The sequence below is a fragment of the Pseudomonas sp. H3_E04 genome (assembly GCF_054668915.1).
The window spans coordinates 5,187,501-5,202,540 of record NZ_CP162797.1 but is presented as its reverse complement, the minus strand read 5'-3'; the positions used below and the strand labels follow the sequence as shown (position 1 = coordinate 5,202,540).

7 protein-coding genes and 2 rRNA genes (1 of these 9 running past the window's edge) are annotated in these 15,040 nt (G+C 59.4%); 1 reads left to right on the top strand and 8 read right to left on the bottom strand.

The annotated features are described in order from the left end of the window. Positions 1-64 precede the first annotated feature (64 nt). Positions 65-1,012 (top strand): LysR family transcriptional regulator, encoded by a 948-nt coding sequence (locus AB4N53_RS23355; protein ID WP_460123772.1) that lies wholly within the window; start codon positions 65-67, stop codon positions 1,010-1,012. Here the strand turns inward: AB4N53_RS23355 and AB4N53_RS23350 are convergent. From AB4N53_RS23350 to AB4N53_RS23315, 8 genes are all read right to left on the bottom strand, one after another. After that, on the bottom strand, positions 1,009-1,509 hold the full coding sequence (locus tag AB4N53_RS23350) for an OmpA family protein (protein WP_460123769.1): 501 nt from the start codon (positions 1,507-1,509) through the stop codon (positions 1,009-1,011). The two genes, AB4N53_RS23355 and AB4N53_RS23350, sit on opposite strands and share 4 nt — an antisense overlap. After that, positions 1,509-2,777 (bottom strand): diguanylate cyclase domain-containing protein, encoded by a 1,269-nt coding sequence (locus AB4N53_RS23345; RefSeq protein ID WP_460123766.1) that lies wholly within the window; start codon positions 2,775-2,777, stop codon positions 1,509-1,511. Before AB4N53_RS23345 ends, AB4N53_RS23350 begins: the two co-directional genes overlap by 1 nt. Then, positions 2,774-3,343 (bottom strand): YfiR family protein, encoded by a 570-nt coding sequence (locus AB4N53_RS23340; RefSeq protein WP_460123763.1) that lies wholly within the window; start codon positions 3,341-3,343, stop codon positions 2,774-2,776. Before AB4N53_RS23340 ends, AB4N53_RS23345 begins: the two co-directional genes overlap by 4 nt. Positions 3,344-3,462: 119 nt before the next feature. Further along, positions 3,463-5,571, bottom strand: a complete 2,109-nt coding sequence (gene recD / locus AB4N53_RS23335; RefSeq protein ID WP_460123760.1) for an exodeoxyribonuclease V subunit alpha — start codon at positions 5,569-5,571, stop codon at positions 3,463-3,465. Next, positions 5,568-9,254, bottom strand: a complete 3,687-nt coding sequence (gene recB, locus AB4N53_RS23330; RefSeq protein ID WP_460123757.1) for an exodeoxyribonuclease V subunit beta — start codon at positions 9,252-9,254, stop codon at positions 5,568-5,570. The genes recD and recB overlap by 4 nt, the downstream gene beginning before the upstream one ends. Beyond that, complete coding sequence (gene recC / locus AB4N53_RS23325; protein ID WP_460123753.1) at positions 9,251-12,703, bottom strand: exodeoxyribonuclease V subunit gamma; 3,453 nt, start codon at positions 12,701-12,703, stop codon at positions 9,251-9,253. The genes recB and recC overlap by 4 nt, the downstream gene beginning before the upstream one ends. Positions 12,704-12,856: 153 nt before the next feature. Beyond that, a 5S ribosomal RNA gene (gene rrf / locus AB4N53_RS23320) occupies positions 12,857-12,972 on the bottom strand. Between the two features lie 155 nt (positions 12,973-13,127). Beyond that, positions 13,128-15,040 (bottom strand): 23S ribosomal RNA (locus tag AB4N53_RS23315); it runs 981 nt beyond the window's last position.

Here is a 15,040-nt window from a genome sequence, read left to right as displayed (position 1 = left end):
GGACGGTTTTTGGAGTATAGATGTGCAAACTTCTAATAAGAACGCACATATAAGCCCGTCCATCATGCAAAAAAACATCACCTCGCTAGGCTCGCTGAACTGGGACGACCTGAAATTTTTCCTCGAAGTCGCCCGCACCCGCAAGGCCAGCACCGCCGCGAAACGCCTGGCTGTCGACTACACCACGGTGTCGCGACGGATCAGTTCGCTGGAAGCGGCGCTCGGCACATTGCTGTTCGAAAAATCCCGCACCAGCGGCTTCGTCCTGACCACTGAAGGCCAGCGCTTGCTCGGTTATGCCGAGTCGATCGAAAGCACGCTGCACATGGCCTGCGAACAGGTTTCCGGCTCGGGTGTGGCCCTCTCCGGGCACGTGCGCATGGGCTGCACTGAAGGCTTCGGCAGTTTTTTCATCACCCCGCAACTGAGCCATTTCGTCGACGCCTACCCGGCAATCTCGGTGGACATCCTGCCGCTGCCGCACTTCATCAGCCTGTCCAAACGCGAGGCCGACATTGTCATTGCCCTCGAGCGGCCGGAGCACGGGCCGTACGTCTGCTGCAAACTCTGCGACTACCGCTTGCAGCTGTACGCAACCCAGGACTATCTGGACAAACACCCACCGATCCGCCGCCCGGCGGACTTGAGCAAGCATCAATTCATCAGTTATGTGGACGACCTGGCGTTCAGCTCGGAGCTGCTTTACCTGGCCAACGTGCTGCCCGGCGCCAGCGCACACTTGCGCAGCACCAGCGTGATCGCGCAATACGTCGCCGCGCAGCAGGGGCGCTCGCTGGCGATCCTGCCGTGCTTCCTCGCCGCGCAGGACCCGCGATTGCTGCCGGTGTTGCCGGAGGAAATCGACATCACCCGGCAGTTCTGGATGTACTGCCGGGAGGACCTGCGCAAGTTGAAGCGGATTACATTGTTGTGGGATTACATTCGCGAGGTGACTGAACGCAATCAGGCGTTGTTGATGGGGGGAACGCGGGAGATGCGCTTTGCCGATTAATCGGCGCTGACCACAATCGACACCCGGCGATTCTCCGTGCGCCCCGCTGCGGTGTCGTTGGAGGCTACCGGTTCGCTGCTACCGAGGCCTTGCAGCTGGATGTTCTCCTGCTTCATGCCGACCGTGCCGAGGACGTTGGCGACGCTCTTGGCCCGGCGCAGCGACAGTTGCTGATTGTAGGTTTCCTTGCCCGACGCATCGGTGTGGCCATCGACGCGCACCCGCTCGATTCCCACGCCGAGCAGCGCCTTGCCGATGCGTTCGACGATTTCCGTGCTGGGTACGTTCAGGCTTTCGACGTCACTGCCAAACAGCACTTTGCCCGACAGGCCGAATTCCCAGCCGTCGTCGGTCAATTCGAAACCTTGCTGTTTGAGCACGGCAACCTGCGCCGGTGTCAGGCCTTTCTGTGGGGCGGTCTGGCAACCGCTCAGAGTCAGTGCGGCGATCAACAACAATGCGGAAAACAGTCGAAAGGGAAGTGTGAACACGGGCATCAGCTCCTGGTGTGAACGGAATCGACCGGGCGCTCCGACCCGGCGGTGAATTGCGCGCCGCGCGACAGACGCTTGGCCTGATACATCGCCGCGTCGGCTGCGTTGAGCAAGGCGCCCGGCGTGGCGCCATGATCGGGATAGACGGCGATACCGATACTGAGCGAGGTCACCACACTGGTGTCGCCGGGCAGACTGATCGGCATGTCCATACTGGCGAGGATCTTGTCAGCAATGTGCTCAGCGTCTTCGACCGTATGCAGCGGCGCCAGCAGCACGGCGAACTCGTCGCCGCCCAGCCGCGCGACCAGATCATCCTCGCGCAATTGCGCTCGCACTCGATTGGCGATCGCCACCAGCACGGCGTCCCCCGAGGCGTGGCCAAAGTTGTCGTTGATGCCTTTGAAGCGGTCGCTGTCGAGAAACAGCACGGCAACCCGCTCATCGTGTTTTTTGCCGCTGCGCAAGGCGCGGATCAAGCGGCCTTCGAAAAACGCGCGGTTGGGCAACCCGGTGAGGCTGTCGTGGGACGCTTGATGGGCGAGGGTTTCGTTTTCGTTCTGCAGATGGGTTTGCCAGGACTCGAGTTCGCCGAGCAAGGCATTGAAGTCGTTGCCCAGATTATCCAGCTCAGCGATCTGCGCCGGCGGCACGCGCCGGTCCAACGCTCGCTCACTGCGCGCGGCGTGGGCGACCGAGGCGAGGCTGTGCAACGGGCCGATGATCGCGCGCAACTGCCGCCGCGCCAGATAAAGCGCGACCCAGGCGCTGATCGCGGTGCACAGCACAATACCGGCCAGGCCGCTGAGCAGGAAGCGCATCAGGCTGCCACCGTGACCGATGAGCAGGACACGACCGATTTCGCGGTCCTGATGCTCGATCGGCAGGCTGACCGGCTTTTCCAGAATGGCGCGGGTGATCTGCATTTCCAGCTCGGAGAACAAGCCGGTCTCGGCACGCTGCCATTGCGCGATCAATTGGCCTTGCGCGTCCAGCACCCGGGCATCCGCCACTTCCTCGGTGGAAGCAATGATTGCCAGCGCCTCGGTCGCCGCCGCCTTGTCGTTGAAAACAACGGCCGCCTCGACGGTGTAGCTGATAGAACGAGCGATCAAATGCAGATTGTGGTCGGCATACACCCGCAGCGCCAGTACGCCCAGCAGGGTCAGCGAAACACTGGCCATCGCCACCGCCACCAGCGCGACGATCAAATGCCCACGGCCGATGACCGAGCCCAGGGTCGGGCGAGCCTTCCAGCTGAACAGTTTCATGGCGCCGCCGCTTTGCGACGGGACAACTGCAACACGCTGGGGTGAATGCGCACACCACTGCGAGCCACGGAGTCCAGATTGACCTCGAACGACACTTGTTCATCGCCAACGCGCAGGCAGAACAGACTGCCGACAGTGCATTGATCATCCGCTTCGCTGATGCTCAGCACCGGATGCCCGATCAATGATGCGAACAAGCGACTGCGTTCATCAGCAGTCAGCTTGCCGATGTACACCGCGTCGCATTCGCTGACGATGGCTGGGTTGTCTGCCAGCAGCCGCCGCACAGCCACCGGCCGGCCCGTGGCTTGCGTAGTTCCTTTGACCAGGTCATCGGTATATTCGGTAGGGCCGACGATGCACAGGCGCAACTGCGCCGGTTCCACCGGCCAGCGTGCATAGCTGAGGATGCCAAGAACCACCTGCGTGGCCGCTTTGGCCCGTTGCTCGGCCGGCCCGGCTTGCGCCTGTGCGATGGCGCTGCCCGTGAACAACCAGAGCAAAACGATCAGCAATGCGTGCTGGCAGGCCACCACACGCTGTGTCGCCCAGACGGCCACCTTCATGGAGGGATTCTCTTGGAGCGTAACGAAATGATGCCGCAACGATAGCACAGCGCCAGAACGCCAGCGAGGCGCCGGCCTCTGACCGGTTGGTCAGTATTTGTTGTCGGTCATTCAGCGCTTCATCCCTGAGGCTCGGTGCCCTCCTCCAGTTCCAGCATCAGCCCACTCAGACGCTTGACCTTGCGCTGCACCGCTTCCTCAAACACGCCGGCACGCGGCTCGATCAAGGTAAACCAGTGCCGGGCGCGAGTGATGCCTGTGTAGATAAGCTCTTTGGTCAGTACCGGGTTCAGCGCATCCGGCAGGATCAGCGCCGTGTGCGCGAACTCCGAGCCCTGGGATTTATGCACCGTCATGGCGTACACGGTTTCGACATCATTGAGCCGACTCGGCAACACAAAGCGCACGCCGCCCTGACCATCGTTACGCGGGAAGGCCACGCGCAGAACGGTTCTGCCGATCTCTGCGCCTTCACGCTCGGGCAGTTTCAGGGCGATGCCGATGTCGCCGTTCATCAGGCCCAGACCATAGTCGTTGCGAGTCATCAGCACCGGCCGACCTTCATACCACTGCTGATCGCTCTCGATCAGACGCGCCTTGAGCAACGCAGCGGTAATGCGCTGATTCAGGCCTTCAACGCCCCATGGCCCTTTGCGCACTGCGCACAACAACTGGAACGTATCGAACGCCTGCAAGACTTCCCGCGCCCAATCGGTCCAGGCCGAATGCTCAAGTGGCTGCGTCGACGGTGGACGCTGATCGCGCAGTACGCTCAGGTAATGGCGGTAACCCTGCGGGCCGTTGCCGTGACCTTCAAGCAGAAGGCGTTCGAGCTTCTGATCATGTTCGTCTTTAAGCGGCAGCGAATACACGTCGGCGTAACTGCCAGCCGCGAGCAACTGTCGCGCCTCGTTGGCCAATTGCTGGTTGACTCGGCGCGCGAGCTGACCGATGCCGCTGCCCTCGCCGAAGCGGCGCGAGTGACGCAGCATCACCACTTGTTGCGCCAGCGGATGGGTGCCGTCGTGGTCTTCATGCAAACCGCTGCCCTGCAATGACTCGCCACTGACTGATTCCAGCCATTGCCTCGTTTGCGGGCTGTACCAACCGCCCTCGGCGTCACGGCACAGATCGCCCAATACCGCACCGGCCTCGACCGAGGCCAACTGATCCTTGTCGCCCAACAGTACCAGCCGCGCATGGGCCGGCATGGCGTCGAGAAGGTTGGCCATCATTTCCAGGTCGATCATCGAAGCTTCGTCGACCACCAGCACATCCAGCGGCAAGCGGTTACCGGCATGGTGACGGAAGTGGCGGGTGCCCGGTCGACTGCCGAGCAAACGGTGCACGGTGGTCACATCGCTGGGGATCGCCGCGCGCACCGTTTCGGCGACTTGCAGCGATTGCACTTGCTGACTGATCGACTCGGTCAAGCGTGCAGCGGCCTTGCCGGTCGGTGCCGCCAGACGAATGCGCAGCGGATGGCCAGCCTCGACAGCCGGTGCCTGCAGCAACGCAAGCAAGCGCACCACCGTAGTGGTTTTGCCGGTACCCGGGCCGCCGGTGATGATGCTGAAGGCGCTTCGCGTCGCGATGGCGCAAGCGAGTTTTTGCCAATCGATGACAGCTGCAGATTCCGCGCCGCCGAACAATTCATTGAGGCGCTGCGGCAGATCATCCGGCGTCGGCTCCTGTTGCAACAAGCGTTGGCGCAACGCTGCATCGATGCGGCGTTCGTAGCTCCAGTAACGGCGCAGGTACAGGCGTTTCGAGGACAGTACCAACGGACGTGTCTGCGCTGTTTCACTCGCATCAGTGGCCAGAGCGACCAGCGAGCTGCTTGCCAGCACTTTGCACCAATGAGCTCCATCGAGCGTTTCGAGCAGTTGTGAGGGCAGCAGCAACACACCGCCCTGCACGTCGCCTTCGGGCGGCAATGACAGTGCAAAATCCGGCGCCTTGAGGGTTTCGAACAGGTCCAGACACACATGACCATGGCCGAGTTGATGGCTGGTCAGCGCAGCCGCGAGCAGCACCAACGGATCGGTCTCGGGCTCGAGTTCATGCAGGAAAGCGACGAAGGCCCGGTCCAGCGCGCGCAACCAGCCGCGCTCGACCCAACGGCTCAGCAACAACAGCAAATCATCGGCGCGGGTCAGCGGCGAGAGTTTCGACAGGCTGTCCGCTTCCAGTGGTGTCGGCAGCAGATCGGCGAATGTGCGGCTCATAGCAGGACTCCCTGTTCCCAGGCGGGTTCGGACTTGGGTTCGGGTTTGCCCTGGAACATCCGGTCGAGGCGTTCGATCAATTCCCGTGGCGGACGCACGAAGTACACGCCACGACTTTCGGCACGCGTACCGCGCAGAAACAGATACAGCGCCCCGCCGACATGGCGGTCGTAATCGTAATCCGCCAGCCGCGCCTTCAACTGGCGATGCAGTGCCAGCAGATACAGCACGTATTGCAGGTCATAACGGTTGTCGAGGATCGACTGCTCCATCGCCTGCACGGTGTAGGCCTGATCATCCACGCCGAGCCAGTTGGATTTGTAATCGGCGACGTAATAGCGACCAGCGTGCTCGAAGGTCAGGTCGATAAAACCCTTGAACATGCCGTTGAGTTGAACCGGTTCTGCCGCAACACGGGCGACGCCATTATGGGTGTGCTGGCGCACCTGTTCGTCGAGTTTGAGCACGTCGACCTTGTGGCTGGCGAACCAGAATTCCATCTCGACGCGGTATTGCTTCAGTTGCTCAAGAATCACCGGCGGTTGCCCGCCCGCGATCGGCAACGGCGACTTGAGCAGATGCTGCAGCCAGTCCGTCAGCGTGATGATCCAGCCTTGCCAGCCGCGCAGGTTGCAGCGCCGGGCAATCGCATCCTCCAGCGCCTCGCGGGTTACCGCAAAACCCTCAGCACCTGCCCATTCGAGCAAACCATGCAAAAACGTGCCGGGATTCGGTCCGCGAGGGAAACGATGAATATCGGCGCCACCACTGATAATTTCCCGGGGTGCGTCGGGGTCGAGGCGTTCGTCGTCAAAGAGCTTTTGCGCCTGCGGACTGTCCGGTGCTTCATCGCTGCCGACGCTCAATACGTCGCTGATACGCAACGCGCTGTAGGAAGCGATCCACCAGTTTTCACTGGCTTTGCGCTTGGGCCGTAGTGTGGCTCGTAGCACTGCTTCATTGCGCGGCGGCTGGTAATGCTCGTCAGTGGGCTGAGGCATTTCGCCGATACCGATGGCCGGGCAATCTTGCTGCAGATCCCGTAGCCAGCGGTTCAATTCACTGGACTCGCCCAAAGCGGCACCGCCACCGAGCAAATAACCCAACGCCGACAGGTGCAGCACCGAGCTGTTGTTATTGCCGCGCTTGAGATCAGTGACGCCCAGCCAACAGGCATGCTGCGCGCGCGTTAATGCGACATACAGAAGACGCAAATCTTCGGCCAGACGCTCATCATCAGCCTGGGCGATCAACTCGAGGGTAGGCTTGAGGCTGATCTGCGCCTTGCCCGCAGCGTCGTGGTAATGCAGCGGCAAACGGCTGCCATCCATCGGTTTCGCCGAGCAAATGAATGGCAGGAATACCAATGGATATTCGAGACCCTTGGATTTGTGGATGGTCACCACCTTGACCAGTTGCTCGTCGCTTTCCAGACGAAGGATCTGCTCTTCGCCGGCCTGACCGGACAGTGCCAGCAGCTCGGCCAGATGGCGGATCAACGCTTGCTCCCCGTCCAGTTCAGCGGCGGCTTGCTGCATCAGTTCCGAGAGGTGCAAAAGGTTGGTCAGCACGCGTTCGCCGTCACTGCGCTGCATCAGGGTTTGCGGTAGGTGGAAGTCGTGAAGCAGGCGGCGCAACATCGGCAACACGCCCTGTTTGCGCCAAAGTTCGCGATAGCCGCGGAACTGCATGACCCGGGCCTCCCAGACCATTTCGTCTTGGTTCAGACGCTCCAGTTCGATCAGCGGCAGGTTAAGTGTGGTGCAGGCCAGCGCAGCCTTCAGCGAGCGCTCGACATCAGGCTCGGCACAAGCCTTCAGCCAGGCCAGCAGGTCATGCGCCTCTTGCGCGGCGAACACCGAATCCTTGTCCGAGAGATAAACACTGCGCACACCTCTGGCGGCGAGCTCGGAACGGACGGCTTGGGCTTCCTTACCGTCGCGAACGAGGATCGCGATGTCAGAAGGACGCAAACCTCTCAAATCATTTGCCTGAACGAAACCAGCGCTGCCGGTTTGTCCGCCATTGAGCAGCCTGGTGATTTCACTGGCGCAGGCGGCGGCCATTTGCTGGCGATAGACCGCGCCGGACAGCGGCTGCTCGCTGGGCAGTAGCCAGACATTCAGCGCCGCGACATCTTGTCCGTTTATCCGCAGCGTTTCCTTGCGTCCCTGAGACTCGACTGGCAGAAACGGCACCGGGTTCGAGCCGTCTTTCTCGCGAAACAAAAACGCGCCGCGTCCCTGTTCTCGGGACTCGGCGCGTTCGAATACATGATTGACCGCTGTGACCATGCCGTGGCTGGAGCGAAAGTTGGTCCCCAAGGTGTGCAAGCGGCCAGTGGTGGCCTGACGTGCGCGCAGGTAGGTGTAGATGTCAGCACCGCGAAAGGCGTAGATCGCCTGCTTGGGGTCGCCGATCAGGAACAGGCCGGTGTCAGGGTGATTATCTTCGATGCGGTAGATGCTTTCGAAGATGCGGTATTGCACCGGATCGGTGTCCTGGAATTCATCAATCAGTGCCACCGGAAACTGCTCGCGGATCAACGTCGCCAGACGCTCGCCGCCCTCCGATTGCAACGCTGCATCCAGACGCAGCAGCATGTCGTCGAAACCCATTTCTGCGCGACGGCGCTTCTCTTCTTCAAAGCGCTCACCGACCCACTTGGCGGCGTGTTGCAGAACGGCGGCATCGGGCGTTGGTAAAGCGTCAAGGCTCGCCTTGAGCCCGGACATGGCGTCCAGTCCCGGATGACTGGGGGCCTGGCCTTTCCAGGCTTCGGCCATACCATCAGGTGTTAGCCGAGTGAAGCCGGTGCCGATGTCCAGTTGTTCAAGCGTCTCGTCTTCAGCCCAGGTCTTTAGTTTCTCGAACCAGGGCTCGAAATAACGCGCCTGCATCTTGCGGCCATCGACGGTTTTGCTGGCCACGCCTTCGTGGCAGAGAGCAAGCAGTTCGTCTGCCCAGTCACGCCAAGGCGCTTTCAGCTCAACCAATGCTGCTCGCCGCTCCAGCAAACATTCTGCGATCAGTTCCCCCGGCTCCTTGCCGCCATCGGTGTCACGCTCGCTGGCAAACAAGCCGCGGATCCGAGGCAGCAACGCTGCGGGGCCACCCCAATTGCTGCGCACCCAATTCAGCGCATCGCCCTGCATCGGGTAGCAGAACAGCCGCCAGTAATCGCGCAGCACCTCACCGAGCAAATCGCTGTGATCGGTTTCCAGCGATTGCGTGAACAGGCTGCCGCTATCGAACGCATGCTCGCGCAACATGCGCTGACACCAGCTGTGAATGGTCGAAACCGCGGCTTCGTCCATCCACTGCGCGGCGATATCGAGGCGGTTGGCGCAGCCGGACCATTGCAGCGAATCAAACTGATCGCGCAGTTCGGCGATCAGTCCGTCAGGAGCGGGAATCTCGTCGCGGAAGAAACGCGCCGCCTCGGCCAAGCGGGTTCGAATGCGCTCACGCAGTTCTTTGGTGGCGGCGTCGGTAAACGTCACTACGAGGATTTGCGGCGGCAGCAATTCGCGTGTGAAACCGCTTGTTTCGCCGCCATGGCCAAGAATCAGCCGCAGATAAAGCGCTGAGATGGTGAAAGTTTTGCCGGTGCCGGCGCTCGCCTCGATCAGTTGGCTGCCGCGCAACGGGAAGGCCAGAGCTAACGGTGTCTTGGTACTCATGAGCGTGCGCCTTCGCTGGACAAGGAACGCCAGGTCGCTTCGAATAATGGGCGGTACAAGGCATCGCACCAGCCAGTGAAGGTTTCGTCTGCCGATAAAGCATCGAAGTCGGGGTATTGTCGGAGCAGTGCCGGGCTTTCACGCCGCTCGCCGTCGCTGGTCTGGCCGTCACCTTCATAGGCTTTTCGCGCAGCGGCTTCGGCTTTGACCGGGTCGGATTGCGACAGCCAGGCGAACGCGGTTTTTATCGCAATCGGCAAAGGTTGGCGCATGCCGGTTTGCCAGGCGAGCAGCAAGTCACCGAGCAATCGCAGCGCTCGGTCCCGCTCCATGGGCTCAAGCAACAGTGTGTCGTCACTGGCGACCAATGCCGTCGTCAACGCATGTTCGCTGGCGCAGGCGACCAGATGGGTGACCCACGGTTTGGTCAGCCGGTGCCACTTGCGCGTTTTGATCGAGCCGATGCTGTTGGGAATGGTGGTGACTGACAGTAGTCCGCCATCGGCGCGTTGATGCAGGCTTGCGAGCCAGCCCTCCAGCCGCATACCTTGCAAGTCGAGACTGACCGGGATCGCACTGGTCAACGGCGTCGGCCATAACGTCAGCAACTGTTGATAACGCTGCAGAAGATCCGGCAGCGGTTCGATCAGTTCACGCTGCAGGCATTCGCCAAAACCGGCCATAGGCAGCAGACCACTGTTTTGCAGGCGTAGCGCACGGGCTTGCAGCGCCTGATCGATATTGTCCGGCTGGCTGAGCGCGGCTTCCAGCAAGCTGTCGCTGAGCGTGTAGCGCTGCAGCGCGTCCAGCACGAAAGGTTCTTCATCGGCCAGCGGTGCTTGCGCGGCCTCGAAATACACCTTTAGGCGTTGAGTGAAAAAATGCCGAACCGGGTTACGCAGAAAGTCCTGGAGCAATGCCAGCGTCAGCGGTTCCTCTTGAACATATGGCGCGAGTAAGGGTGCTTCACTTTGCTGCGCTTTCTCTTGATGCAACACCTGCCACTCGCTGGCGTAGCTGAACAGTTGCTCGTCTTCGTGGAAATAGCGGGCGCTGAAAGGTTGCAGAGGATGTTCTTCGGTCAGCGCGTCCAACAGATCCTGGCTTGGGTCGATTGAACGCCAGCCGCTGGCGAGGTGATCGCGCAACTGACCGATCAGCACCGAAGCTGGTCGCTCGCTGTTGTCGCGAATGCTGCGACCGACCCAACTGATGTAGAGCTGATTGCGTGCAGACAACAGCGCTTCGAGTAGCAGGTAGCGGTCATCTTCACGCCGTGAGCGGTCGCCAGGCCGGTAATCGCTGCCCATCAGGTCGAAATCCAGAGGCGGTTGGGCGCGCGGATAGTCGCCGTCGTTCATACCCAGCAGACAGACCAGTTTGAATGGAATCGCGCGCATCGGCATCAAGGTGCAGAAGTTCACCGCACCGGCGAGGAATCGTTGCGATAAACGCCCTTGATCCAGCCCGGCGAGCCAGGCTTCGCGTACGACAGTCAGCGGCAACTCGTCAGTCAGCCCCACTGCCTCGCAGGTCTCGAGCCAGGTTTCGCGAAGCTCCTCCAACTGGGTCAGAAGATAATCGTCATGCTCGTTGCTGGCCTGGAAGAACACCTGCATCAGCGCCTGCAAGCGCAGCCCCCACTCTTTCGGTTGAGCCGGTTGCGTGAGTTGCTGATGAGCGATTTCCAAGGCATCCAGCAGAGCAACCAATGGCCCGATCAGAGCGGCATCAAGCCCACCAATTTCATCATAAGGTTCGATACCTGCACACGCCTCAGCGCTGCCGACGGCGTAACCCAGCAGCATTCTGCGTAGACCGAAATGCCAGCTGTTCTGCTCCAGTTCCTCCGGCAGGCCGAGACCGGCACGTTGTTCAGCGCTCATGCCCCAACGCACGCCGGCGCCTTCGATCCAGCGATGCAGGGTTGGCAGGTCACGCTCTTCTACGCCAAAACGAGCGCGCAGCGCTGGGACGTCGAGCAGGTCGAGGATCTCACTGACTGGGAAACGGCTGTCCGGAAGCTTGAGCAGATGCTCGACCGCGATCAATAACGGATCGCGTCCACGCTGGCCCTGATCCGCCAAAGTGAACGGAATGAAGCGCGGGTCAAATCGATCGAGCTGACCGAAAACCGCGCGGATATGCGGCGCATAGCTGTCGATATCCGGGACCATGACGATCACATCTCGCGGGCGCAGATCCGGGTCGGCACTGAAACGCGCCAGGAGTTGATCGTGCAGGATTTCGACTTCGCGCTGAGCGCTGTGGGCGATGTGAAAACGTATTGAATGGTCTTGGGCCAGGTCGACTGCAGGCCAGAGCTCGCGAGTCTCGTTGAGTGGACGCAATTCGAGGATGTCGTCCTGAAGCTGGTTAAGCATGCTGTGCGGCTGGGCTTCGCTGAACAGGTCGATGCGGCCGTCACGAAAGGCTGCGCGGTAGCTGTTGGGATCGTCGTAGCTGTCGAGCAGGTTGATATAGTCGCGACCTTGTTTGCCCCATGCGGCCAGCAACGGATGCGCGTGCTGATGCAGGGTCTCGGCATCAAGCACGACAGGCATTCCGCTTTTGCGCTGTTGCCGTTTGTATTGATGTCGCAGCAGATCCTTGTCGGCAACGATATCGGCCCAGTGGTGACGACAAGGGTTGTGTACGCAAAGCAGCACCTGGCTGAAACGTGCCAAACCGGCGAGCGCTTCAAGAACTTGTGCGGGCAATGAAGAAATGCCAAAGACGATCACGCGCGGCGGCAACGCAGCCGGGGCCTCATCAAGAGTGTTGATGCGTTCCATGAAGCGTTGATGCACACCTGCGCGACTCTGCGCCATGCCTTGTTCGCCGACGTCATCCAGCAGCGCGCGCCATAACTCCGCCTGCCAGCAACTGGTCGGCGGCAGCGGCTTTACTTCACCTCTGACATTGCGCAATTGATGCCGACCTTCAGCCCAATCTTCCAGCCAATCGGCCCGATAAACCTGATATTGATCGAACAGATCAGCCAGACGCTCTGACAATTGATAGCGCTTGCGCAAATCGCTGTCGTGAGTGAGGAAGCGTTGCAGCGGTTCGAAATGTGGAAGGTCGATTACCTGTGGCAAGAGGCGCATCAGGCGCCAGGTCAACGGAGCTTTATCGAGCAGGGATTTCGCTGGAATTTCATCTCTTCCCAGCACCATGCGATAGAGCTGCCACATGAAACTGCCGGGTAGTTGCACGTCAATCGCCGCAGCGATCCCGCAACCGCCAAGGTCGTCGTCTTCGGGATCCTCGGCCAATGCCAGTTTGAGCCATTGGGCGATGCCGTTGCTTTGCACTAAAGCGATTTCATTCTCCAGGGGTGCCAGTGGGTAACGCCGCATGATGCTGACCACAAGGCTGCGCAGCTCATCGAGACTATTGCTCTGAACCACCATGAATGCAGCGTTGAGGGACTGGGCGTCCGACATATGGATTCCTTGAAAGATCGCTTAAGCCGAGACAGAACCTTAGCATTGTCGGCCGGATGTGACAGCCGGACGAGGTCTGCAAAGGCTGTAAGAACTTTCTCGCAGGCAAAACAAAACCCCAACTGCTTTCGCAATTGGGGTTTCGGAATTTAATCTTGACGATGACCTACTCTCACATGGGGAAACCCCACACTACCATCGGCGATGCATCGTTTCACTGCTGAGTTCGGGATGGGATCAGGTGGTTCCAACGCTCTATGGTCGTCAAGAAATTCGGGTACTGACTCGTGACCAGATGGCCTCGCTTCAGCAAATTGGGTATGTGACAGCTTTCGGTGTTTGTGCGCTTCGAACTTTCGGTTCGTTTCGTCTTCACACACCGCAATCTGGTCTCTTTCGAGTTCGCAAATTGCTTGGGTGTTATATGGTCAAGCCTCACGGGCAATTAGTATTGGTTAGCTCAACGCCTCACAGCGCTTACACACCCAACCTATCAACGTCGTAGTCTTCGACGGCCCTTCAGGGAACTCAAGGTTCCAGTGAGATCTCATCTTGAGGCAAGTTTCCCGCTTAGATGCTTTCAGCGGTTATCTTTCCCGAACATAGCTACCCGGCAATGCCACTGGCGTGACAACCGGAACACCAGAGGTTCGTCCACTCCGGTCCTCTCGTACTAGGAGCAGCCCCTCTCAAATCTCAAACGTCCACGGCAGATAGGGACCGAACTGTCTCACGACGTTCTAAACCCAGCTCGCGTACCACTTTAAATGGCGAACAGCCATACCCTTGGGACCGGCTTCAGCCCCAGGATGTGATGAGCCGACATCGAGGTGCCAAACACCGCCGTCGATATGAACTCTTGGGCGGTATCAGCCTGTTATCCCCGGAGTACCTTTTATCCGTTGAGCGATGGCCCTTCCATACAGAACCACCGGATCACTAAGACCTACTTTCGTACCTGCTCGACGTGTCTGTCTCGCAGTCAAGCGCGCTTTTGCCTTTATACTCTACGACCGATTTCCGACCGGTCTGAGCGCACCTTCGTACTCCTCCGTTACTCTTTAGGAGGAGACCGCCCCAGTCAAACTACCCACCATACACTGTCCTCGATCCGGATAACGGACCTGAGTTAGAACCTCAAAGTTGCCAGGGTGGTATTTCAAGGATGGCTCCACGCGAACTGGCGTCCACGCTTCAAAGCCTCCCACCTATCCTACACAAGCAAATTCAAAGTCCAGTGCAAAGCTATAGTAAAGGTTCACGGGGTCTTTCCGTCTAGCCGCGGATACACTGCATCTTCACAGCGATTTCAATTTCACTGAGTCTCGGGTGGAGACAGCGCCGCCATCGTTACGCCATTCGTGCAGGTCGGAACTTACCCGACAAGGAATTTCGCTACCTTAGGACCGTTATAGTTACGGCCGCCGTTTACCGGGGCTTCGATCAAGAGCTTCGCGTTAGCTAACCCCATCAATTAACCTTCCGGCACCGGGCAGGCGTCACACCCTATACGTCCACTTTCGTGTTTGCAGAGTGCTGTGTTTTTAATAAACAGTCGCAGCGGCCTGGTATCTTCGACCGGCATGAGCTTACGGAGCAAGTCCTTCACCCTCACCGGCGCACCTTCTCCCGAAGTTACGGTGCCATTTTGCCTAGTTCCTTCACCCGAGTTCTCTCAAGCGCCTTGGTATTCTCTACCCAACCACCTGTGTCGGTTTGGGGTACGGTTCCTGGTTACCTGAAGCTTAGAAGCTTTTCTTGGAAGCATGGCATCAACCACTTCGTCACCCAAAGGGTAACTCGTCATCAGCTCTCGGCCTTAAGATCCCGGATTTACCTAAGATCTCAGCCTACCACCTTAAACTTGGACAACCAACGCCAAGCTGGCCTAGCCTTCTCCGTCCCTCCATCGCAATAACCAGAAGTACAGGAATATTAACCTGTTTTCCATCGACTACGCTTTTCAGCCTCGCCTTAGGGACCGACTAACCCTGCGTCGATTAACGTTGCGCAGGAAACCTTGGTCTTTCGGCGTGGGTGTTTTTCACACCCATTGTCGTTACTCATGTCAGCATTCGCACTTCTGATACCTCCAGCAAGCTTCTCAACTCACCTTCACAGGCTTACAGAACGCTCCTCTACCGCATCACCCGAAGGTGATACCCGTAGCTTCGGTGTATGGTTTGAGCCCCGTTACATCTTCCGCGCAGGCCGACTCGACTAGTGAGCTATTACGCTTTCTTTAAAGGGTGGCTGCTTCTAAGCCAACCTCCTAGCTGTCTAAGCCTTCCCACATCGTTTCCCACTTAACCATAACTTTGGGACCTTAGCTGACGG

Excerpts from the sequence above, each read along its gene's own strand:
- recC (WP_460123753.1), bottom strand. The coding sequence starts at position 12,703 with ATGTCGGACGCCCAGTCCCTCAACGCTGCATTCATGGTGGTTCAGAGC.
- AB4N53_RS23345 (WP_460123766.1), bottom strand. The coding sequence starts at position 2,777 with ATGAAACTGTTCAGCTGGAAGGCTCGCCCGACCCTGGGCTCGGTCATC.
- AB4N53_RS23355 (WP_460123772.1), top strand. The coding sequence starts at position 65 with ATGCAAAAAAACATCACCTCGCTAGGCTCGCTGAACTGGGACGACCTG.
- recB (WP_460123757.1), bottom strand. The coding sequence starts at position 9,254 with ATGAGTACCAAGACACCGTTAGCTCTGGCCTTCCCGTTGCGCGGCAGC.
- AB4N53_RS23350 (WP_460123769.1), bottom strand. The coding sequence starts at position 1,509 with ATGCCCGTGTTCACACTTCCCTTTCGACTGTTTTCCGCATTGTTGTTG.
- recD (WP_460123760.1), bottom strand. The coding sequence starts at position 5,571 with ATGAGCCGCACATTCGCCGATCTGCTGCCGACACCACTGGAAGCGGAC.
- AB4N53_RS23340 (WP_460123763.1), bottom strand. The coding sequence starts at position 3,343 with ATGAAGGTGGCCGTCTGGGCGACACAGCGTGTGGTGGCCTGCCAGCAC.